A 19,333-nucleotide genomic window follows, 5' to 3' on the forward strand; every position below is an offset into this window, starting at 1 on the left:
GCGCGGATCAGTGATACTGGACCATGTGACTGACGGAAAAAGGGGGCACTCCGGAGTGAGTTCGGATTCTTCGGCAAACGGTTCGGTGGACAGACCGGCAGATGCGCCGGTTCTCGACCCCCGTCCGGTCTATCGACCCCAGATCGATCCGGCCTCGCGCCAGGTGTTCGGTCGGCCGAGTGGAGTCGAGGGCTCGTTCACTCCGATTGCCACGCGATCGACCCCGTCTTCCGACGTCGTGATCGGGAATCCGGACCCGGTTCTGGCCGAAGCGTTCGGTCGACCGGCAGACGCCACCGAGTCGATCGGTCGCGATCCCGAGGCGTCGGCGAACAACACACCCGACGAAGAAACGCCGCGTGATCCGTGGCGTGATCCTGAATCCGCCGTCTCGCTCGGCAAGCCCGCAGAGTCCGAGGCGCCGGTGCAGTTGCCTCCCGCCCAGAAACTCGACGTGCGTGAGCTGTTGTTCGGTCGCAAGGTCGCCCCCTCGGCACTGGCCGCGCTTGCGGGCATTGCGCTTGTCATCGCTCTCGTCGGTGGGTTGCTTGCCACTGTCATCACTGCCGATCGCAGTTCACTCACCAGCTCACGTGTCACGCTCGTTCAATCCGGCGGTGGGGAACAGCCGGAGTCTCAGGTGGCGAAGGTCGCCGACGCGGTACTGCCATCCGTGGTGTCGATTCAGGTCGCCGTCGGCGACCAGGGCAGCACGGGTTCCGGTGTGGTCATCGACGGCGCCGGATACATCGTCACCAACAACCACGTGATCTCCTCGGCCGTTCCGCCCGCTCAGGACGCGAAGATCCAGGTGATCTTCTCCGACGGAACCAAGACCGACGCCCAGATCGTTGGACGTGACGTCAAGACAGACCTCGCAGTGCTCAAGGTGTCGGCGAATAATCTGACGGTCGCTCAGCTCGGAAAATCCGAGGATGTTCAGGTGGGCGACGACGTCGTCGCCGTCGGCTCACCGCTCGGATTGAGCAAGACTGTCACCCGCGGGATCGTCAGTGCACTGAACCGGCCTCTGCGGTTGTCGGGTGAAGGCACTGACACCAACGCCGTCATCGACGCCGTCCAGACCGACGCGGCGATCAATCACGGCAACTCCGGTGGTGCGCTCGTCGACGACGAAGCCCGCGTCATCGGCATCAACACCGCAATGCTCAGTGAGTCCGGTGGTTCGGTCGGGCTCGGCTTCGCGATTCCGATCGACACGGTCACCGAGGTGGCTCAGACCATCATCCGTGACGGCAAGGTTCATCACCCCGACATCGGCGTGAATGCCCGCACCGCGGTCAATGACGCGACCAGTGGTGCTGCGGTGGCCAACGTGCGCGACGGCAGCCCCGCTCAACGTGCGGGGATCGTCGAGGGTGACGTCATCGTCAAGGTCGGTGACCGACCGGTGACAAGCGCCGACGAATTGGTGGTTGCGGTCAACGCGACGACCGTCGATCAGCCTGTCAACGTTCAGTTGATCCGCGACGGACGGCAGGTCGACATTTCGGTCACGCCGGTGTCGGACTGATCGGCCCCTGCGATCTTCCTGTGAGGTTGATCAGGACATGCGCGCACCGAGCGAGCACACAGTAGGCTGACCCTGTGTTTGGCAACATCGGTTGGGGCGAGTTCATGATCCTCCTCGTAGCGGCTCTGGTCATCTTGGGACCTGAGCGGCTTCCTGGTGCGGTCTCCTGGGTCACGAAATCCCTGAGGCAGGTGCGCGAATATGCTTCGGGCGCTTCCAATCAGCTCAAGGAAGAACTGGGTACCGATTTCGAGGATCTGCGTAAACCGCTCGCAGATCTGAACAAGCTGCGCGGAATGACGCCGCGCGCTGTGATCACCCAGCACCTCCTCGACGGCGACGACTCCATCTTCACGGGCAACTTCGACAAGAAGCCGCAGAGCGGAGTGCAGGAGCCGAAGACGCTGTCGAAGGACAAGCCACTCACCGCCGGCGAACGTCCTCCTGTGGACTTCGACGCAACCTAGATTCGACATACGCAAGGGCGCCTGTCACCGATCGGTGACAGGCGCCCTTCCGTATGAGGGGGTTCTACAGGTTGCGAACCGTGTTGATACCGAGCGACATTCCGGCCAGCCCGCGCTGACGGACGGCCAACTTGTCGGCGATGTCCTTGAGTGCGATGGCTGCGGGTGAATCGGGAGCGCTGAGGACGATCGGCGTCCCGGCGTCGCCTGCCTCGCGGACGGACGGATCCAGCGGGATCTGTCCGAGAAGCGGAACCTTGGCGCCGACGGCCTTCGTGAGGCGATCGGAGACGGTCTGCCCGCCGCCTTCGCCGAAGACGTCCATACGGGTGCCGTCGGGAAGTTCGAGCCAGGACATGTTCTCGACGACGCCGGCGACGCGCTGGCGGGTCTGCAGGGCGATCGCGCCCGCGCGCTCGGCGACCTCTGCAGCAGCCTGCTGCGGTGTGGTGACGACCAGGATCTCGGCGCTCGGGATGAGCTGAGCCACCGAGATGGCGATGTCACCGGTGCCGGGCGGCAGATCGAGCAGCAGCACGTCCAGATCGCCCCAGAACACGTCGGCGAGGAACTGCTGGAGCGCGCGGTGCAGCATCGGTCCGCGCCAGACGACAGGTGTGTTGCCCTGGGTGAACTGCGCGATGGAGATCATCTTCACGTCGTGGGCGACGGGCGGCATGATCATGCGCTCGACCTGAGTCGGCTTGGCGTCGGTGCCGAGCATGCGGGGGATCGAGTGGCCGTAGATATCCGCGTCGAGTACACCCACGGACAGTCCGCGCGCGGCCATTGCTGCCGCGAGATTGACTGTCACGCTGGACTTTCCGACGCCACCCTTGCCGGAGGCCACGGCGTAGACGCGGGTGAGTGAACCGGGCTGGGCGAACGGGATGACGGGCTCGGCGGAATCGCCGCGAAGCGACTTGCGAAGCTCGGTTCGCTGAGCGTCGTCCATGACGTCGAGTTCGACGCGAATCGCACCGACCCCGGCGACATCGGCGACGGCCTTGGTGACGCGTTCGGTGATCTCGGTGCGCATCGGGCAGCCGGCGGTCGTGAGATAGATGCCGATGTCGACGCTGTTGTCACTGGAGAGGGAGATCCCCTTGACCATCCCCAGTTCGGTGATGGGTTTGCGGATCTCTGGGTCCAGAACTCGCGCGAGCGCGGAGCGAACGTCGGACTCGGTCAGTACAGACATGACTCCATGGTAAGTCCAGGTAGGTCAGTGGATGCGCGGCAGGTCCGATGCGGCGGGCACGATGCCGGTGGAGTACCCGAGCGACCAGGCCAGAACGTTGGCGACGTAGGCGGCCGAGTTGTTGTAGCGGTGGATCGCGGAGGCAACCTGCGTGACGTCCTGCATGTTGAGTCCGCCGTCGCACAGGTACTTGCCGGTGGTCAGTGCGGAGTCGAAAAGGTTCTGCGGGTCGGCGATTCCGTCACCGTTGCCGTCACCGGCGTACTGGTTCCACGTGGACGGGATGAACTGCATCGGGCCGACTGCGCGGTCGTAGACGGTGTCGCCGTCGAGGGCGCCGCCGTCGGTGTCCATGATGACGGCCTGGCCGGGGAGGCTGCCGTTGAGTGGCAGGCCGATCACGGGCTTGTAGAGGTTGCCGTTCGCGTCGGCGTCCTTGCCGTCGTTGGCGTGGCCGGATTCGACGCGGCCGATACCGGCGAGGAGCGTCCAGTGCATGTTGCAGTTGGGCTTCTCGACAGCGAGGATTCGCTCGGCGTTCTGGTAGGCGGCGACGCTCACGCTCGGGATTCCGAGTGCGCCCTCGGCCATCGAGGCGGGGAGCGGGGGAGTTGCCTGCACGGGAGCCAGCGGCGCGGGTTCCGGCGCGGGGGCGGGAGCCGGCTCGGCGATTGCTTCGACGGCGGGCAGAATCTGCGCCTGCGGTTCCTGCGTGGCTTGTGCGGCGGTATCCACCGTTTCGGCGGAGCTGGTGTTGAAGAACGGGACCTTGGGAGCGGCGCCGGCCGTGTTGGCTGCGGTGACGAGTCCGATAGGGATGAGTCCGGTGAGCGCGATGACCGAATTTCGACGGATGTGCGAATCTGTCTTCTTGCTGTGCCGACCCACTGTGTATGCCTCCTGAACCTCCGCGAGGAGGTTTTCCGTTCAACTGACGGAGTCGAGGCTACCTGATTTGTTGCGTTTCCGTTATTCAACCGTGATCTAGAAGGGCAGTTTGGGGCATATGCACTGTTCTTTCGTGATTTTTCGGTTACAGAGCGGGCATGCCGGGTAGGCCCGGGAAGAACGGCACGAATGCCGGAGCCGGGGCCGGAGCGGGCTCCGGTGCGGGTGCGGGTGCCGGTGCGGGCTCCGGAGAGGGGGCGGCGGGTGGAGAGGATTCCGCGGGAGCCGCGTCGGTGGTGGCGGGTGCCGTGGCGGCCACTGCCATGCCCGGGATCGTGCACGGCAGAAGGATGCCGTCCTGCAAGGCGTCGAGGGCTGCGGGGTCCGGAAGGATCACACACATGTCGTCGGGCCAGCGCCATCCCTCGGCCGTCAGAATCGGCCACACGAGACCCCGTGAGGTGAGGACGGGGAGCGGGATGATCGGACCGGGAGCCGCATTCCGGGCGGCGTTGGGTCCCGGAGCGGGGCTGGTCGGCATGACGCCCGGCGGGATCAGTGCCTGGATCTCGGGTGAGAGTGCAGGCATGTCCGGCAGACCCGGGAAGAGGGGAGTGGTGGTCGGGGTCGGCGTCGTCGACGCTGATTCCTTGTCGCCGGCCGCCGGATCGGTAGCCGCAGCCGCGGCAAGTACGGCCGAAGCGGCGGAGTCTGCCGAGGCGGCGGCGTTGATCGCGGAGCTGCCGGTGTTGATGCCCGAGGTGTACGGCAGCTGACCGGAAGGAATGACACCGTTCTTGTATGCCGTCGACCACATGATCACGTTTGCTGCGTAAGCGGCCGAGTTGTTGTATCGCAGAACAGCTTTGGTCTCCTGGGCGACATCGCGCAGGTTGAGTCCGCCGCTGCAGAGGTACTTCGCTGCCGAGAGCGCCGCATCGAAGACGTTGTTGGGGTCCTTGATTCCGTCCCCGTTGCCGTCGCTGGCATATCCGGCCCAGGTGGCCGGAATGAACTGCATCGGCCCGACGGCGCGGTCGTGAGTGGGGTCGCCGTCGATCGCGCCCTTGTCGGTGTCCCGAATGACTTCGTTGCCTGCCAGCCGTCCGTCGAGGACGGGGCCGAGGATCGGGGTGACTGTCGTACCCACCGAGGTCGTCTTGCCGCCGTTGGCGTGACCGGATTCGATGCGTCCGATGCCGGCCAGAAGATGCCAGGGGATTCCGCATCCCGGTGCCTCGGTCATCATCACCAGCTCCGCGGAGCGGTACGCGTTCAGGACGATCTCGGGGATGCCCAGAGAGGTGAGGACGACGGCCGCAGCGTTGGGCGCTGCCGGGGCGCCGGCGACTGTATCGCTGGGCGGGGCCGATCTTTGCGTTCGGACCGTGCGGGGCGTCGGGAGGAAGTCGACAGAGTCCGGCTGCGCAATCGAGGCGGAGCCCGCCAGTGCGATCGGAACCTGTGACCCTCCGGTCGGTGCGCTTCCGGCAGTGAGGGCCGCTGGACCTGTGACGACGAGCAGTCCCCCCACCAGTGTGGATGCTGCAATCATTCCGCGTACTCGCACGATTCCCCTTTGCTGGCGCTCCCGCTCCGGAGTACCCACCGTGATATCCATATTGCTGTGACTTACGTTACATATCGGTCACGGTGCGTGCAGCAAAACTCAGCGAACGCTCAGCTAGTTGTGACTTTGTTTCGCAGTATTCGAGTCACGGTGCTTCTTCTTCGGGGTCGGTTCGCCGTCGGCAGCAAGGATCGACTTGATCTCCTCGAGCTCCCGTCGCAGGTAGTCGCGGGTGGCAACCTCGCCGACGGCGATACGCAGAGCTGCGAGTTCTCGGGCGAGGAATTCGGTATCCGCCTTGGTTTGCTCGGCGCGTGAGCGGTCCTCCTCGAGCGAGACCCGGTCGCGGTTCTCCTGACGGTTCTGGGCCAGGAGGATCAGCGGCGCCGCGTAGGCGGCCTGGGTGGAGAAGGCCAGGTTGAGCAGGATGAACGGGTACGGGTCCCACTGCAGGGCCACCGCGAACACGTTGATCAGGATCCAGACGATCACGATGATCGTCTGGATTGCGAGATAACGCCCGGTGCCGAGGAAGCGGGCGATGCGTTCACTGACGCGCCCGACAGCTTCGACGTCGAAATCGAGATTGAACCGGCGGCTTCCGCGGGGCGTTTCCAGTCGTTGCCGCGCGGTCGTGCTCGACGCCCGTTCGCTCATCGGAGTAGTTCCTCGTCGTCGGAGTAATCCTCACGCCAGTCTTCCGGCAGGAGGTGATCGAGCACGTCGTCGACCGTCACGGCCCCGATCAGGTGGTTCTCGTCGTCCACGACCGGCCCGCATACCAAGTTGTACGTCGCGAAATATCGGGTGACCGACGCCAACGAGTCGTCCGGGGCCAACCGGGGCATGTCGGTGTCGAGTAGTCCGCCTACCAGGCTGGCGGGAGGCTCGCGGAGAAGCTTCTGCAAGTGGACGCAGCCGAGATACCGCCCGGTCGGAGTCGCCGTCGGCGGACGTACGACGAAGACCATGCTCGACAGCGCCGGGGTCACGTCGTAGTTGCGGGCGCGGGCAAGGGCCTCCGCGACCGTCGTCGAGGCCGTCAGTACCACCGGTTCGGGCGTCATCAGACCACCGGCAGTGTCCGGGGAATGCTCGAGCAGGCGTCGAACAGGTTCGGAATCCTGCGGGTCCATCAACTGAAGCAGTGACTCGGCCTCGGTTTCGGGCAGCTCGCCCAACAGGTCGGCGGCGTCGTCGGGATCCATCGCTTCGAGTAGATCGGCGGCACGTTCGACTTCCAGGTGCATCAGCAGATCGGTCTGGTCGTCCGCCGGCAGTTCCTGCACGACGTCGGCGAGGCGTTCGTCGTCGAGCGCCACGGCCAGTTCGTGGCGGCGCTTCTCCGGCAGTTCGCGCATGGCGTTGGCCACATCGGCGGGTCGCATGCCTTCGTACTGGAGAAGCAGGTGAGCTACGCCCTGGCCGGGGAGTGAGAGGTCGCTCTGGGTGAGGCCGGCGACGTGCTGCCAGTCGACGATGTGAATCGCCGCGCGTCGACCGAGGCGTCCGCGATGGCCGCGAACCGCGACCTTGGAGACCACCCAGTCTCGCGTCCGCGTCGATTCGATTCCGAGATCGACGACTATCGTGTCGACGCCGTGAAGCTCCTCGAGTTCCGGGTCGTCCACGCGCACATGCGAATCGAGTACCTGCGCCAGAGCGAGCACTTCGCCCGGGCGCTGGTTGAAGCGCCGCAGACTGACGTTGCCGGTGGTGAGGGTGACTGCACTCGGTTCGATTGCTGTCACACGCAACATCGGAACGAAAATACGTTTGCGCGTGAACATTTCGATCACCAGACCGAGAACCCGCGGTTGCTGGCGTCCGATACGGACCGTGATGACGACGTCGCGCACACGACCGATCGATTCGCCGTCCGGGCCGAGTACAACCAGGCCGGCAAGCCTGGCTGCAAATACCTTGCCTGCTGCTGCCATGATTGCAAGGCTAATTCGTCCAGCGTCAAAATCTGCAACGGCGCCACCGAAAATCGAGAAGGGCAGTCCGCAATGACTTCACGCAACCGTTCCCGTCGATCGGTATTGGCAGTTCCCGGCAGCAGTCGGAAGATGATCGACAAGGCGAAGGGATTGCCCGCCGACGAGATCTTTCTCGACCTCGAAGATGCGGTGGCGCCGCTGGCGAAGCAGGCGGCCAGGGAGTCGATCGGCGACGCGTTGGCCGAGGACGGGTGGGGCAAACAGGTCAAGGTCGTCCGGGTCAACGACTGGACCACCGAATGGACGTATGTCGACGTCGTGGAGGTGGTGGGCCGCGCCGGAGCGCATCTGGACGCCATTCTGCTGCCCAAGGTTCCCGATGCGAGTCACGTCCAGGCGCTCGATCTGTTGTTGACGCAGGTCGAGAAGGCCAACGGTCTCGAGGTCGGCAGGATCGGGATCGAACCGCAGATCGAGAACGCGATCGGCTTGACCAACATCGACGCGATCGCCACCGCGAGTCCCCGCGTCGAGGCGCTCGTGTTCGGCCCGGCCGACTTCATGGCGAGCTTGAACATGCGAACTCTGGTCGTCGGTGAGCAACCGGACGGCTACGACCGCGGTGACGCGTATCACCACATCCTGATGACCATCTTGATGGCCGCGCGGGCGCACGGCGTCCAGGCCATCGACGGGCCGTACCTGCAGATCCGCGACGTCGAGGCTTTCACTCGGTCGGCTGCGCGAACGGCAGCGCTCGGTTTCGACGGCAAGTGGGTTCTGCACCCCACGCAGATCGAGGCGGCCAACGAGGTGTTCAGTCCGCGCCAATCCGACTACGACCGTGCGGAACTCATCTTGGACGCGTACGCGTTCCACACCTCGGCTGCCGGGGGAGGGCGGGGCGCCGTCATGCTCGGCGACGAGATGATCGACGAGGCGAGTCGCAAGATGGCACTGGTGATTTCGGCCAAGGGCCGCGCCGCGGGGATGACGCGCACCTCGGAATTCACGCCGCCCGAACACGCCTGACGCTCGCATAGCCGAACGAATCAGGTCTGTAAAGGGCACAATAGGGGGTAGATGTACTTGCGTCATCCGCGTGGATGACGTGCCCGAAAAGAGGAGCGCAGCCAGCCATGTCCAATCCGCTCGGTCAATCGTCGAATGGGTCGCGCCGTGGAGCGTTGCCGACACCGCCTTCGGGATGGCCCATCGGGTCGTACCCCACCTACGCCGAGGCGCAGCGCGCAGTCGATTACCTCTCCGATCAGGAATTCCCGGTTCAGGACGTCACGATCGTCGGCGTGAACCTGATGCAGGTCGAGCGAGTTCTCGGTCGGTTGACGTGGGCCAAGGTGATCGGTGGCGGCATCGTCTCCGGCGCGTGGCTCGGTGTCTTCTTCGGCCTGGTGCTCGGAATCGTCACCGGTGGTTTCCTCGCTCCGCTGATCGCGGGCATCGTGGGCGGCATCATCTTCGGTGTCATCTCCACGACGATTCCGTACGCCGCGACGCGTGGGCAGCGGGACTTCGCCTCGACGATGCAGTTGGTCGCCGGACGTTACGACGTACTGTGTGAGCCCAAGACGGCGGAGTCGGCGCGCGACCTGCTCGCCAAGCTCGCCATCTGACATTCTCGCTCGGGCTGCCAACTTGTGTGATCTCGGTTACTTTATGTACACGGGGGCGAGGTAGTACTCGCTTCCCGTGACCGTTTGCCGGACAAGGAAATAGGTCCCTTCTCCGGCAAAAGTGCCGATGTGTGGTGCGTCGGCCAGCCGTAACGACTGCGCCGTCTCGCCGCCCGAGGAGGACGGCTGTGCAGAACAAGAGATCGCGGGCGGGGCAGAACGAGAGATCGCGGGCGGGACAGAAGAAGAAATTGCGGGCGGGGCTGCTCGGCGCGGCAACATTGTTGTTGGCGCCCTTGCTCAGTGCGTGCGGATCGGACAATGACGACGGCGTGGTGCTGTCCTTCTACACCGCTGCCGACGGAGCCGAGCAGTATGCGGAGGCCGCCGCCAATTGTTCGGCGGCGTCGAACGGCGCGTACCGGGTCGAGCAGAAAACTCTGCCCAAGGGTGCCGACGACCAGCGACTTCAGTTGGCCCGGCGTCTGACCGGCAATGACAAGTCACTCGATCTGATGACGCTCGACGTGGTGTGGACTGCCGAATTCGCCGAAGCGGGATGGGCATTGCCGCTTCCTGACGACGTGGCGGCCGAGGTCAGCAACGGGACGCTCGAGGGTCCGCTGGAGTCGGCGAAGTGGCAGGACCAGCTCTATGCGGCGCCATTGAACACCAACACCCAATTGCTCTGGTATCGAAAGGATTTGATGCCGGACGGGCAACCACCCCAGACCTGGGATCAGATGATCGACATCTCCGAAGGCCTGGCCGCGGAGGGGCGCCCCAGCTGGATCGGTGTGCAGGGCAAGCAGTACGAAGGATTGATGGTCTGGTTCAACACCCTTCTCGCCAGTGCCGGCGGATCGGTGGTGGGGCCGGACGGAACAACCGTGACGGTGGCCGACGGTGATGCTGCCCAACAGGCGCTGACCGTCATGAAGCGCGTCGCTACCGCCAAGGGTGCGGATCCCTCGATCTCGCAGGGGGATGAAGCGTCGTCGCGACTGGGTATGGAGAGCGGCAAATCTGCCTTCCAGGTCAACTGGCCGTTCGTGCTGCCCGGCATCATGGAGAACGCCGAGAAGGGCGATCTGCCGTACATCGACGACAAGGGCAACGTCACCAGTGAGAACACCGGAAACACGGTGCTCACGGTGAACGGAGAACGGAATTTCCTTGCCGCTCCGTATCCCTCGGTGATCGAGGGTAAGCCGGCCGAGGTCACGATCGGCGGCTTCAACGTAGCGGTGGCCAAGACCAGTCAGCATCCGGACCTCGCGTTCGAGGCGCTCACCTGTCTGCGTAACGAGGAGAATCAGCGCAACAACGCGGTAGCCGGTGGCGTTCCGCCGACTCTCGAGAGCCTGTACGACGACCCGGCGTTCCAGGAGGCGTACCCGGCGTGGCGTGAGGTTCGCGACAGCCTGGACACCGCTTCGGTTCGGCCGGTTTCTCCTGCCTATCAGAGTATTTCGACGCTCATCACTGCCACGCTGAACCCTGTGGGAAACATCGATCCGGAATCGACCGTGAACGATCTTGCCGAGCAGGTACGCAAGGCAGTCAATTCCGAGGGGCTGATTCCGTGACGATCGACAGCGAAAATTCGGGAGCTGCACCAACAGTCGCGACGGCGTCGCCGGAGCCGAAGCACTCCGCGAAAACGAAGATATCCGACGGAAAGGCGGCCGAGCGTCGCCTCGGTCTCTGGCTGGTGGCCCCGGCCGCGATTCTCATGATCGCGGTGACCGCATATCCGGTGGTCTACGCCGTCTGGCTGAGTTTGCAGCGCTACGACCTGCGCTTCCCGGATCAACGAAAGTTCGTGTGGTTCGACAACTACGTGTCGGTGCTGACCGACGGTTACTGGTGGCAAGCGTTCGCGGTGACGACGTCGATCACGGTTGTCTCGGTCGTCATCGAGTTCGTTCTCGGACTGACCATCGCACTGGTGATGCACCGAACGATCGTGGGTAAGGGGCTCGTCCGCACCGTTGTGCTCATCCCGTACGGCATCGTCACCGTCGCGGCGGCATACAGCTGGTACTACGCGTGGACGCCGGGGACCGGCTACCTCGCCAATCTCCTGCCCGACGGCAGTGCGCCGCTCACCGACCAGATCCCGTCGCTCGCGATCATCGTCCTTGCCGAGGTCTGGAAGACGACGCCGTTCATGGCGCTGCTCCTGCTCGCCGGCTTGGCGCTCGTGCCCGATGACCTTCTCAAGGCGGCTCAGGTGGACGGCGCCGGCGCGTGGACCCGGTTGGTACGCATCATCCTTCCGCTGATGAAGCCCGCCATCCTCGTCGCTCTGCTGTTCCGCACACTCGACGCATTCCGCATCTTCGACAACATCTATGTGCTCACGAAGGGAGCGAACGACACCGGGTCGGTGTCGATTCTGGGTTACGACAATCTGTTCAAGGCATTCAACTTGGGCATCGGATCCGCGATCAGCGTGTTGATCTTCGTGTGTGTGGCCGTGATCGCGTTCATCTTCATCAAACTTTTCGGTGCTTCGGCTCCCGGATCCGATACGGAAGGACGCTGACATGACCGTGACTCCCAGACTCAAGATCAGCTGGTCCGTCGTCAACCTTCTGGTCTTGCTGTACGCGCTGGTTCCCGTCCTGTGGATTGCGAGCCTGTCATTCAAACCGGCCGGAACGATCAAGGACGGCAAGTTCATTCCGGAGAAGTGGACCCTGGACAACTACCGAGGAATCTTCGACACCAGCGCCTTCACCAGTGCTCTGATCAACTCCATCGGCATCGGACTCATCTCGACGGTCATCGCCGTGGTGATCGGAACCATGGCTGCTTACGCGATTGCGCGCCTGGATTTTCCGGGCAAGAAGCTGCTGGTGGCTGTTGCCCTGCTGATCGCGATGTTCCCGCAGATTTCATTGGTGAGCCCGCTGTTCGACATCGAACGACGGCTCGGACTCTTCGACACCTGGGCCGGACTCATCCTGCCGTACATCACCTTTGCGTTGCCGTTGGCGATCTACACGCTCTCGGCATTCTTCAAAGAGATTCCTTGGGAGCTCGAGAAGGCGGCGCAGATGGACGGCGCGACGCCGGGGCAGGCGTTCCGGAAGGTGGTAGCTCCGCTCGCCGCGCCCGGCATCGTCACGGCGGGCATTCTGGTGTTCATCTTCTGCTGGAACGATCTGTTGTTCGCGATTTCGCTGACGTCGACCGAACGCTCCATCACCGCCCCTGCGGCCATCGCAAACTTCACCGGCGCTTCACAATTCGAGGAGCCCACCGGGTCGATCGCCGCGGCCGCCATGGTCATCACCATTCCGATCATCATCTTTGTTCTGTTCTTCCAACGTCGTATCGTGGCCGGGCTAACTTCCGGCGCAGTGAAGGGATAAGCCTGTGGCCGAGATCGTGCTGGACAAGGTGACCAAGCTGTACCCGGACGGAGCCAAGGCGGTCAGTGATGTCGACATCACCATCGCCGACGGAGAATTCATCATTCTCGTGGGCCCGTCCGGTTGTGGAAAATCCACGACTCTCAACATGATTGCCGGGCTGGAAGACATTTCGACCGGTGAGTTGCGGATCGCGGGTGAACGCGTCAACGAACGCGCCCCCAAGGACCGCGACATCGCGATGGTCTTCCAGTCGTATGCGCTGTATCCGCACATGACGGTGCGTCAGAACATCGCTTTCCCACTGACATTGGCGAAGATGTCCAAGGACGAGATCAACGCCAAGGTCGACGACGCTGCGCGGGTCCTCGACCTCACCCAGCATCTCGATCGCAAACCGGCGAACCTGTCGGGCGGTCAGCGTCAGCGTGTCGCGATGGGACGCGCAATCGTGCGCAGCCCGAAGGCGTTTCTCATGGACGAGCCGCTTTCCAACCTGGACGCCAAACTGCGCGTGCAGATGAGGACGGAGATCGCCCGTCTGCAGCAGCGACTCGGTACGACAACGATTTACGTGACCCACGACCAGACCGAGGCGATGACGCTCGGCGATCGGGTAGTCGTGCTGCGCGGCGGAATCGTGCAACAGATCGGTGCGCCGCAGGAACTCTACGATCGACCGAACAATCTGTTCGTGGCGGGGTTCATCGGGTCCCCGTCCATGAACTTCTTCCCCGGACAGTTGACGGCCGACGGTGTGAGCACGCCGATCGGCGATGCTCGCCTGCCCGCGGCGGCGCAGTCGAAGATCTCGGGCAGCGGCTCGGGCAAGGACGTCGTGGTCGGTATCAGGCCGGAACATTTCGAGGACGTGGCGCTGGTCGATGCAGCGCAGAAGCCGCACGGTGGGACGTTCACCGTCGACGTCGACGTGCTGGAATCGATGGGTTCGGACAAGTACGCGTATTTCCTCGCTGGTGGCCCCGCCGTCAACTCTCGTGAACTCGAGGAACTCGCCGCCGATTCGGGAACGGCCGTCGCTGGTGGCGGTCAACTGGTTGCCAGGCTCTCGTCCGAGTCCACGGTGGCCCAGGGCAGGTCTGTCGATCTGTGGTTCGATCCCGCCAAGATCGCGGTGTTCGACGGCGGTACGGGAGCCAATCTGCTGCTGTGACCTTTACCCGGGCAAGGTGACCGAATACGTCGCGCCCCAGGGGAGCGGTACCTGTTCGGGGCCGGGCGCTGCGTCGGCCGGTTCGGGTAGGGGGACCAGGCGGCCGAATTGTTCGTGATGGGTGGAGGCCGGGGTGGCTTGCGCTGTCCCGGCCACCACGGCGATCGGCGCCGCTGCCAGGGCGCCGGCGACGGCAAATCGAGTGGCGATGCGGCGCTTGCTTGCTCGGGTCGAGATCATGAGCACTCCTGCGTGGTTTCGAGGTTCGGTGAATGCTGTGTCATTCACGGTATTGCGGGTTGATTGTGAAATCTCGTGTGCGAAGCTCATTCACAGGGAACTGGAATGGGCGGCACAGGAGGACAGATGAACGAATCCTCGGTACGAACCGAGCACCTGCCCGGTGGCCCGGACCTCGAGCGGATCATGCGCGAACACGCCTACCGCGGTGCGTACCTCCAACTGACGGTGCGCGGCGCTCTGGTGCTGTTCATCGCCCTGACACTGATTTTCGTCCCGCCGATGAACGACGCGGGATGGTGTTTCGCGATTCTGGGCGCCTATGCACTCTGGTCGGCAGCCGTGGCGCTGTGGATCCGCAAGGGCGGCACCGGCCCGGTGACGATGATCTGGCTCGGCTTGTTCGTCGACCTTGCCGTGCTCGCAACTCTGACATTGCTGACCGGTCTCGCGGCCGAGCAGAGTTGGACCGCCGACATCTTGAGTAACGGGCTCTTCGTCATTCCGGTTCTGGCGTGTACGCAACTGCGGACGGACGTGTGTGTCGGCGTCGTTGCCTGCACGATCGGGGTGTTCTTCGTTTCCAGCTGGGCAACGATGACTTCGAACTCCGAGCCGTGGCCGTCGATCCTGCTGAGCACCATGGCCTTGGCCGGAGTGGGCGCAGGCGCAATCGGACTGACTCGGATTCAAAGATCACGCGTGCTGACCATCGGGCACCTCGTCGGGCATCGCACCAGCCTTCTGGCCGAACTCATGGGGCTCGAGCAGCGTGAGCGCACAGAACTGTCCGAGCAATTGCACGACGGGGCGCTCCAGTACGTTCTCGCCGCGCGGATGGATCTCGACGAATTGGCAGACAGTGCGGAGCCTGTCGCGTTGGCGCGAGCCGGAAAAGCGCTCGGTGAAGCGACCACGCTGTTGAGATCGTCCGTCTCGGAACTGCATCCCACAGTTCTCGTCCACGTGGGCCTTGCCCGCGCGATCGGGGACCTCGCGCGATCGGCGCAGGGACGCGGCGGAGTAGTGGTCGACGTCGACACTTCGGGCTGGAACGACGATCTACGCACGTCTGCCGACGAGGTCTTGTTCGGCGCCACCCGAGAGCTTCTGGGCAACGTCGTCAAACATGCCGGCGCGCAGAACGTCCGGATCGAGCTTGCACGACTGGACCACCGTGCGGTGCTCGTGGTCTCGGACGACGGTCGGGGGATCAGCGCCGATCGGATTGCCGAACGACGGGCTGCCGGGCACATCGGACTGCTCTCGCACGAACTGCGAGTGGTTGCCGCGGGTGGCTCGTTCTCGGTCGGACCGGGTGAAGAGTCCGGAACCCTCGCGCGAGTCGAGATACCGTTCCAGATCGTCACCGCCACTGACCACGATCGTTGAGGAGTTGTCGATGGCTGCACTGATCACCGATCGCGAGCTCAACCTGGCGACTCTGGCGCGGCAGTTCCTGCTGCGGAGGGCCGAGGTCAGTGCGTTGGATGCGATCGAGCACCTGGCAGGTCTGCAGGCCCAGGCGCCGAACCCGCCCTACCTGGCGCTGTGGGCGCGGCTGAAGAACTTTGCGGCAGAAGACCTCTCCACCCTTGTCGAGAAGCGCCAGGTGGTGCGGCTTGTTGCCATGCGGGGCACGGTCTTTGCTCTTTCGGCCGCGGATGCGGGCCCATTCCGGGCCACGGTTCAGACGATCATGGAACGCGATCTCCACACCAACAGCACACAGCGTGCGGCGCTCACCGGGTTGGATCTCGACGCTCTGGCGCGGGCGGGACGGGACCTCGTAGCGGACGGGCCGCTCACCCAAATGCAGATGAGACCGATACTGGCAGAGCGCTTTCCCGGCCACGCGGCCGAGGGGCTGGCGCACGGCGTTCGAGGACTTCTGCCGATGGTGCAGGTCCCACCGCGAGGCCTGTGGGGACGATCCGGAGTACCGGCACTGACGACCTTGGAGAATTGGCTTGGCACGGAAGTGAGTTCATCGCCGGATCCGGATGCGATGGTGCTTCGTTATCTGGCGGCCTTCGGGCCCGCGAGCGTGAAGGACGCTCAGGCGTGGTCGGGTCTGACCAGACTCGCCGAAGTATTCGAGCGGCTACGACCCGGCTTGGTCACCTTTGTCAACGAGAATGGGGCCGAGGTGTTCGACCTGCCGGACGCGCCACGACCGACCTCCGGAACACCCCCGGTTCGCATACTTGCACCGTTCGACAACATCTTGCTCTCGCACGCCGACCGATCTCGAATCATGGACGAGCAGTACCGAACTCGCGTCTTCACCGTGAACGGCATCATCAAGCCCGCCATCCTGGTGCGCGGGAAGGTGGTGGGATATGCGACGGTGACGCCGGCAAAGGAGACGGTCGAGTTGGGTGCGACTCTGTTTGCGCAGCAACCGAAGACCGCCCTCGCGTCCATCGAGAAAGAAGCGCGTTCGTTGCTGAAGTTCATGCACCCGAAGATCCCGAACCGCGAGGTTCGCTTCACTGCATCTACGTAGCGGGCTTGTGCTTTCGCGGTGCTCGATCGCGTAGTTCGGCCACGATCTCGTCGTTCCACATGTGCCGCCGCACCAGTCGGTACCGCTCCCGGGCGATCCACAAGTAGGCCTCGGCGTCGGTGTGCTCGGGCAACATGTCGGCACCCCGCAGCATTCGCACGACGGGCAGAAACTCCTCGCCGAACCAGCGGCGGGCGACGGTGTCTCGGCCGAGGAACTCACCCTTCTCCTGCATGAGCCGAAAACCCCACGCCTCCACACACTCACTGAGTTCGGCGTACTCCCACGGGTCGGTGACCTGGACGGCTTCGCGTTGTGAACCCTGCAGCGGAACGCGGGTGAGGAAGAGTCGACGATGATCCTTGATGAGCAGATCGGCGCGCTGAGTGATGCCTTCCGGCGAGATACGCGTGATGATCTCGGTGACGTACGCGTCGATTGTCTTCTGGTGCATCGCACACGCAATGGACACTCGGTGGTGCCCGTCGATCACGAAATGCATGGAGCCGACGCGATACAACTGAACAGGTGGTACCGATTCGCCGCGTCGTTGCGCCACCGCAAGTCGCTCCCAACGAGCGCGCGAGTGAGTGGACGTCGGACGGAAGTACCTGTCGAAATCACCTGTGCGGTCGACACTTCCGACTATTGATTCGATGGTGACGACCTGCAGCCCCAGAGACTTCTCGCCGACCTTGCCCAGAGCTGCGACAACCTCGTCGAACGGCAGGATCGCGTTGACGTCGTCCGGTTCGCGTCGTAGCCAACTGACCAGACGTGCCACGTCGGCGCGTCGACGCTGACGAGCGAAGTCGTTTTCCGCGTCGGCTGTGGGAAATCCGGTGTCACGAGCCATGTCGGCGCCTCACGATCGTCGGCGGAGTACCTGGGGAAATCTCCATCAGCGTGAAGCCGACGGTATTGAGCACGATAGTCCGGCCTACCGCCAGATCGAGAGGGGTTCGCCCGTGCGGGTGGATGTGTCCGTGGACCATCACCGTCGGATCGAGGTTGTGAATCAAAGGCGTGAAGCATTCGAACCCTCGATGTGGCCGATCCTCGGCGTCGCCGACACCGCGGGCGGGGCTGTGGGTGAGCAGCACATCCACGCCCGCCCGGCCGCCGGGAAGTCGCGATTGCCAGGCGTTTCGCCAAGCGAGCGAGCGAGCGCGTCGGCTCTGCTGGCGCTCGGACCATTGATTGGGACCCGTGTTGTATCGGATGGAACCACCGAGGCCCGCGATCCGCAGACCGGCGACGGTCACGATGCGTCCGTCGGCGTTGACTGCGCCGGTAGGCCCCGGCCACTGCGCAGGCATCCCGGCCCGCGTCCAACCCGATCTCTTGTTCGAATATCCGGACAGATCGGCGTCGTGGTTTCCGGGAACGAACACGCAAGGCGCATTCAGTTGGTCAGACAGGTACTCCAGATACGCAAACGGCAGATCGCCCGCGCCCAGGATCACGTCGACTCCGAGTGAACGAACTTGACTGCTCCACAGGAATTCGACGGTCTCGTCGCTGACAGCGAGAACGGAGACCATTTCGACGACGCTACCGCCACCGCGAGGTATCTGCGCTGCGAACCTCGCGGGCACGGTGTTTAGATGGACGAGTGTCAGACAGCGTCGTATCTTCCGTCCGGGCCCATCTCGTCAGCAGCATCGAGGGGCCGGACCCCACCGCGGCCTCGGTGACGTTCCTCGGTGTCGAACCGCTGGACGTGCTGCGTTTCGAATCACCCGACGGCCTGGTCCGCTACGTCACACTGGGGTGCTCGCGTCATCCGATGGGCGACCCCAACGAACTGGTCGCAGACCCCACACGCGGACCCCGCGCCGAGTTGGTACTCACGCTGCGCGGTGGCACCGGTGTGGCGTCAGGTGTGGCCAGGACGCTCGCGGTGCTGGCCGCGGCGCCGTCCGTCGAAGGCGTCGTGCTGCTCGAGGACGCACTGTTGGACCTGGGCGAGCCGCTGTGGAAGGACACTGCGTTCACGGCGGTGCTTCTCGGTGACAGCGGGATCGAAGACCTGACGCTGCCGGAGCCGTTCGACCCGGTGCGCTTCCTTGGTGTGGTCCCCCTGACCGGTACCGAAGCCGCCTGGGTGCGTCTGCGCGGCGCGGAGGCACTGAGGGAAGCGTGGACCGAGGCGGGGATCGACATCCGCGATCCGCACCGTTCCGCTGCCTCGCTCTAGCTGCGCTGGCGCTTTGTCCGTCAGATCATTCGGCGTGCACGAGGATGTCCGCCAAGTTCTCGAGACTTACCCGAACCGTCCGTGAAAATGCTTTCGTGACGATCGGGTCGGCCATCTTGCCGAATACTCCTCCCAGGCCGCTTTCGCTGTCGAGTCGGTAGGTGACCCGAGTGCCGTCACCGACTTCTTCGCAGGTCGTGGTCTGCGAGAAGCTGACCGGACTTTCGACGGACGTCGATTTCGACGATCTCGGTGGGTCGTACTCGGTGAATTCGGATGTCCACTCGAGACGCTTGCCCAGGATTCGCGAGACACCGTGCCAGCGGCTTCCCACGCCCATCGGGCCGTCGGTGATCTGTTTGCACTCGACCATCGAATTCTCCCAGTTGGGCCAGTTCTCGGCGACGGCGATGTACTCCCAGACGTCCTTGGGTGGCAACGCGATCTCCACGGATTGCTCGACTGTAGGCATGGTTGCTCCTCCACTTCTCTTTGGATCTGAATTTGCTTGTCGCAAAATGGATTTCGGGAACGGAATGAAAATGCGTGCCCATATCCATTGTCCGCCTGCGACGGTGGCAAGTACAGGG

20 protein-coding genes are annotated in these 19,333 nt (G+C 63.9%); 11 read left to right on the forward strand and 9 right to left on the reverse strand.

Going from position 1 to position 19,333, the window contains the following annotated elements; genetic code table 11:
• Positions 1 to 55 precede the first annotated feature (55 nt).
• Positions 56 to 1,534: a S1C family serine protease gene (locus ASU23_RS04760; protein WP_058037426.1), complete on the forward strand. Its 1,479-nt coding sequence runs from the start codon at positions 56 to 58 to the stop codon at positions 1,532 to 1,534.
• Between the two features lie 74 nt (positions 1,535 to 1,608).
• A complete protein-coding gene (gene tatB / locus ASU23_RS04765; protein WP_003945177.1) occupies positions 1,609 to 2,001 on the forward strand; it encodes a Sec-independent protein translocase protein TatB in 393 nt (130 codons plus the stop codon).
• A 64-nt stretch (positions 2,002 to 2,065) separates the two neighbouring features.
• On the opposite strand, the gene ASU23_RS04770 is transcribed toward tatB, so the two are convergent.
• From ASU23_RS04770 to ASU23_RS04790, 5 genes are all read right to left on the reverse strand, one after another.
• Positions 2,066 to 3,202: an Mrp/NBP35 family ATP-binding protein gene (locus tag ASU23_RS04770; protein WP_003945178.1), complete on the reverse strand. Its 1,137-nt coding sequence runs from the start codon at positions 3,200 to 3,202 to the stop codon at positions 2,066 to 2,068.
• 24 nt (positions 3,203 to 3,226) lie between these two features.
• A complete protein-coding gene (locus ASU23_RS04775) occupies positions 3,227 to 4,090 on the reverse strand; it encodes a lytic transglycosylase domain-containing protein (RefSeq protein WP_003945171.1) in 864 nt (287 codons plus the stop codon).
• A 145-nt stretch (positions 4,091 to 4,235) separates the two neighbouring features.
• On the reverse strand, positions 4,236 to 5,699 hold the full coding sequence (locus tag ASU23_RS04780; protein ID WP_225320098.1) for a lytic transglycosylase domain-containing protein: 1,464 nt from the start codon (positions 5,697 to 5,699) through the stop codon (positions 4,236 to 4,238).
• A 75-nt stretch (positions 5,700 to 5,774) separates the two neighbouring features.
• Positions 5,775 to 6,317: a DUF1003 domain-containing protein gene (locus ASU23_RS04785; protein ID WP_003945067.1), complete on the reverse strand. Its 543-nt coding sequence runs from the start codon at positions 6,315 to 6,317 to the stop codon at positions 5,775 to 5,777.
• A complete protein-coding gene (locus tag ASU23_RS04790; RefSeq protein ID WP_003945077.1) occupies positions 6,314 to 7,600 on the reverse strand; it encodes a CBS domain-containing protein in 1,287 nt (428 codons plus the stop codon). Before ASU23_RS04790 ends, ASU23_RS04785 begins: the two co-directional genes overlap by 4 nt.
• A gap of 72 nt (positions 7,601 to 7,672) precedes the next feature.
• On the opposite strand from ASU23_RS04790, the gene ASU23_RS04795 reads away from it, so the two are divergent.
• The 6 genes from ASU23_RS04795 (at position 7,673) to ASU23_RS04820 (ending at position 13,794) form a co-directional block, all read left to right on the forward strand.
• Positions 7,673 to 8,635, forward strand: a complete 963-nt coding sequence (locus ASU23_RS04795) for a CoA ester lyase (protein ID WP_058037428.1) — start codon at positions 7,673 to 7,675, stop codon at positions 8,633 to 8,635.
• 107 nt (positions 8,636 to 8,742) lie between these two features.
• Entirely contained in the window at positions 8,743 to 9,237 is a 495-nt protein-coding gene (locus ASU23_RS04800; RefSeq protein ID WP_003945065.1) for a general stress protein, read from the forward strand.
• A gap of 251 nt (positions 9,238 to 9,488) precedes the next feature.
• Entirely contained in the window at positions 9,489 to 10,826 is a 1,338-nt protein-coding gene (locus ASU23_RS04805; RefSeq protein WP_037131899.1) for an ABC transporter substrate-binding protein, read from the forward strand.
• Positions 10,823 to 11,788: a carbohydrate ABC transporter permease gene (locus tag ASU23_RS04810; protein WP_058037429.1), complete on the forward strand. Its 966-nt coding sequence runs from the start codon at positions 10,823 to 10,825 to the stop codon at positions 11,786 to 11,788. Before ASU23_RS04805 ends, ASU23_RS04810 begins: the two co-directional genes overlap by 4 nt.
• A 1-nt stretch (position 11,789) precedes the next feature.
• Positions 11,790 to 12,620 carry a carbohydrate ABC transporter permease gene (locus tag ASU23_RS04815; RefSeq protein ID WP_003945075.1) on the forward strand — a complete coding sequence of 277 codons (831 nt, stop codon included), beginning with the start codon at positions 11,790 to 11,792 and terminating at the stop codon, positions 12,618 to 12,620.
• 4 nt (positions 12,621 to 12,624) lie between these two features.
• Positions 12,625 to 13,794 (forward strand): ABC transporter ATP-binding protein, encoded by a 1,170-nt coding sequence (locus ASU23_RS04820; RefSeq protein WP_058037430.1) that lies wholly within the window; start codon positions 12,625 to 12,627, stop codon positions 13,792 to 13,794.
• A 3-nt stretch (positions 13,795 to 13,797) separates the two neighbouring features.
• Here the strand turns inward: ASU23_RS04820 and ASU23_RS04825 are convergent, their stop codons facing one another.
• Positions 13,798 to 14,034 carry a hypothetical protein gene (locus tag ASU23_RS04825; RefSeq protein WP_207624637.1) on the reverse strand — a complete coding sequence of 79 codons (237 nt, stop codon included), beginning with the start codon at positions 14,032 to 14,034 and terminating at the stop codon, positions 13,798 to 13,800.
• Between the two features lie 126 nt (positions 14,035 to 14,160).
• Here ASU23_RS04825 and ASU23_RS04830 point away from each other — a divergent pair, with 126 nt between their 5' ends.
• Positions 14,161 to 15,426 (forward strand): sensor histidine kinase, encoded by a 1,266-nt coding sequence (locus ASU23_RS04830; protein WP_058037450.1) that lies wholly within the window; start codon positions 14,161 to 14,163, stop codon positions 15,424 to 15,426.
• 10 nt (positions 15,427 to 15,436) lie between these two features.
• Positions 15,437 to 16,543, forward strand: a complete 1,107-nt coding sequence (locus ASU23_RS04835) for a winged helix DNA-binding domain-containing protein (protein ID WP_054782366.1) — start codon at positions 15,437 to 15,439, stop codon at positions 16,541 to 16,543.
• On the opposite strand, the gene ASU23_RS04840 is transcribed toward ASU23_RS04835, so the two are convergent.
• The gene (locus tag ASU23_RS04840; protein WP_003945080.1) at positions 16,536 to 17,399 is read right to left on the reverse strand and encodes a hypothetical protein; all 864 of its coding nucleotides are present in this window, start codon (positions 17,397 to 17,399) and stop codon (positions 16,536 to 16,538) included. The genes ASU23_RS04835 and ASU23_RS04840 overlap by 8 nt on opposite strands.
• The gene (locus tag ASU23_RS04845; RefSeq protein WP_042923373.1) at positions 17,389 to 18,087 is read right to left on the reverse strand and encodes a metallophosphoesterase; all 699 of its coding nucleotides are present in this window, start codon (positions 18,085 to 18,087) and stop codon (positions 17,389 to 17,391) included. The genes ASU23_RS04840 and ASU23_RS04845 overlap by 11 nt, the downstream gene beginning before the upstream one ends.
• Positions 18,088 to 18,158: 71 nt before the next feature.
• On the opposite strand from ASU23_RS04845, the gene ASU23_RS04850 reads away from it, so the two are divergent.
• A complete protein-coding gene (locus ASU23_RS04850; protein ID WP_007736116.1) occupies positions 18,159 to 18,743 on the forward strand; it encodes a suppressor of fused domain protein in 585 nt (194 codons plus the stop codon).
• Between the two features lie 25 nt (positions 18,744 to 18,768).
• Here ASU23_RS04850 and ASU23_RS04855 read toward each other — a convergent pair whose 3' ends face one another.
• Entirely contained in the window at positions 18,769 to 19,215 is a 447-nt protein-coding gene (locus ASU23_RS04855; RefSeq protein WP_007736117.1) for an SRPBCC family protein, read from the reverse strand.
• Between the last annotated feature and the right edge of the window lie 118 nt (positions 19,216 to 19,333).

The sequence above is a fragment of the Rhodococcus sp. KB6 genome (assembly GCF_001445685.1).
GTDB lineage: Bacteria > Actinomycetota > Actinomycetes > Mycobacteriales > Mycobacteriaceae > Rhodococcus_F > Rhodococcus_F qingshengii.

Excerpts from the sequence above, each read along its gene's own strand:
- ASU23_RS04785 (WP_003945067.1), bottom strand. The coding sequence starts at position 6,317 with ATGAGCGAACGGGCGTCGAGCACGACCGCGCGGCAACGACTGGAAACG.
- ASU23_RS04840 (WP_003945080.1), bottom strand. The coding sequence starts at position 17,399 with ATGGCTCGTGACACCGGATTTCCCACAGCCGACGCGGAAAACGACTTC.
- ASU23_RS04800 (WP_003945065.1), top strand. The coding sequence starts at position 8,743 with ATGTCCAATCCGCTCGGTCAATCGTCGAATGGGTCGCGCCGTGGAGCG.
- ASU23_RS04825 (WP_207624637.1), bottom strand. The coding sequence starts at position 14,034 with ATGATCTCGACCCGAGCAAGCAAGCGCCGCATCGCCACTCGATTTGCC.
- ASU23_RS04845 (WP_042923373.1), bottom strand. The coding sequence starts at position 18,087 with ATGGTCTCCGTTCTCGCTGTCAGCGACGAGACCGTCGAATTCCTGTGG.
- ASU23_RS04790 (WP_003945077.1), bottom strand. The coding sequence starts at position 7,600 with ATGGCAGCAGCAGGCAAGGTATTTGCAGCCAGGCTTGCCGGCCTGGTT.
- ASU23_RS04795 (WP_058037428.1), top strand. The coding sequence starts at position 7,673 with ATGACTTCACGCAACCGTTCCCGTCGATCGGTATTGGCAGTTCCCGGC.
- ASU23_RS04830 (WP_058037450.1), top strand. The coding sequence starts at position 14,161 with ATGAACGAATCCTCGGTACGAACCGAGCACCTGCCCGGTGGCCCGGAC.
- ASU23_RS04835 (WP_054782366.1), top strand. The coding sequence starts at position 15,437 with ATGGCTGCACTGATCACCGATCGCGAGCTCAACCTGGCGACTCTGGCG.
- ASU23_RS04855 (WP_007736117.1), bottom strand. The coding sequence starts at position 19,215 with ATGCCTACAGTCGAGCAATCCGTGGAGATCGCGTTGCCACCCAAGGAC.
- ASU23_RS04770 (WP_003945178.1), bottom strand. The coding sequence starts at position 3,202 with ATGTCTGTACTGACCGAGTCCGACGTTCGCTCCGCGCTCGCGCGAGTT.
- ASU23_RS04815 (WP_003945075.1), top strand. The coding sequence starts at position 11,790 with ATGACCGTGACTCCCAGACTCAAGATCAGCTGGTCCGTCGTCAACCTT.